General features: G+C 56.3%; 2 protein-coding genes. One reads left to right on the top strand and one right to left on the bottom strand.

The annotated features are described in order from the left end of the window. The first annotated feature begins 81 nt into the window (after positions 1 to 81). Positions 82 to 786, top strand: a complete 705-nt coding sequence (locus tag C8N34_RS25855; protein ID WP_108131076.1) for a DUF6998 domain-containing protein — start codon at positions 82 to 84, stop codon at positions 784 to 786. 10 nt (positions 787 to 796) lie between these two features. Here C8N34_RS25855 and C8N34_RS25860 read toward each other — a convergent pair whose 3' ends face one another. Next, positions 797 to 1,018 carry a hypothetical protein gene (locus tag C8N34_RS25860; protein ID WP_108131077.1) on the bottom strand — a complete coding sequence of 74 codons (222 nt, stop codon included), beginning with the start codon at positions 1,016 to 1,018 and terminating at the stop codon, positions 797 to 799. Between the last annotated feature and the right edge of the window lie 26 nt (positions 1,019 to 1,044).

Below are 1,044 nucleotides of genomic sequence, written 5' to 3' on the forward strand. Positions count from 1 at the left end.
GGCAAGAGTTTGGCGGTTGACCGACCACGACCGCACCGTCAGGTTGCAACTATTGGAACCGTGACGATCTGAAAGACCAACATGGCAGGAAATCTCTCCCAGACCCAAATTATCCGCTCTCTCGGACAGGCCCTTGAATGGTTCGAAAAGGAAATAGGGTGGGGCGTTTCCCCTGGTGAACTGAACCATTTGACCGGACGCATCGGTGAACTGTATGCGGCGATGGTGACCCGCGGTCAGATGGCTCTGGCCACTAACCAGCGCGGCTATGATGTTGTTTCCGGTGATGGTGACTACATTTCGGTGAAAACCGTCACTAGCTCGAACCATGTGACCTTCCGCGAAAGCACCTTCGATCTTGTCAGCCGCGTTATGATTCTGCGTCTGGTAATCGACGACGACGACGTATCTATCGAAGAAGTTCTTGACTGCCCCGCCGATGATATCCGGCGGCGGGGCGCCAATGAGGCTGGCCAGTACATCGTCTACATTAACGGCGGCATAGCATCGGGCGCCGGGGACCTGACTGGCCATCCACGAAAACGCTTGCAGGTCGAAGAGCTTCGTCAGTTGAAAGAAACCGGCAGCGCCATCCACGGCCCCCATCGCATTATTCAGTTCGAGAACGGCACCATCCTTGTCGAAACGAACGGACAAGTGCAGCCGATGGCTAAGCCGATCCTAAGAGAGATAGCAAAGGACGTTGGCGTAGACATCCTGAATGACGCCGGGAACAAAAAGAACACCCGTTCCCTTGGTTCAGACATTATCCGTGCATTGAGCTAACCTTACACGGTCACGTCGCGCCGCCCGCCGCCTTCGCCCTGCGCGATGCCCACCACGTCCCGACATAGCCCAGCAGGCCAGCACCCGCCTGCCAAGCGGCCACAAGAGTAAATTGGATCGTCACCGTATCTGTAGCCTTGTCGAACTGCACAAACTCCGCCGCGCCGGTGCCGCCCAGCCAAGCAAAGAACGGGTAGAGGATCACCATGCGGGTGATGAGGAAAAAATCCATTGATCAGGCTCCGTTGATATAGGCCA

Origin of the sequence: Gemmobacter caeni, assembly GCF_003054195.1 — a bacterium.
Lineage (GTDB): Bacteria > Pseudomonadota > Alphaproteobacteria > Rhodobacterales > Rhodobacteraceae > Gemmobacter > Gemmobacter caeni.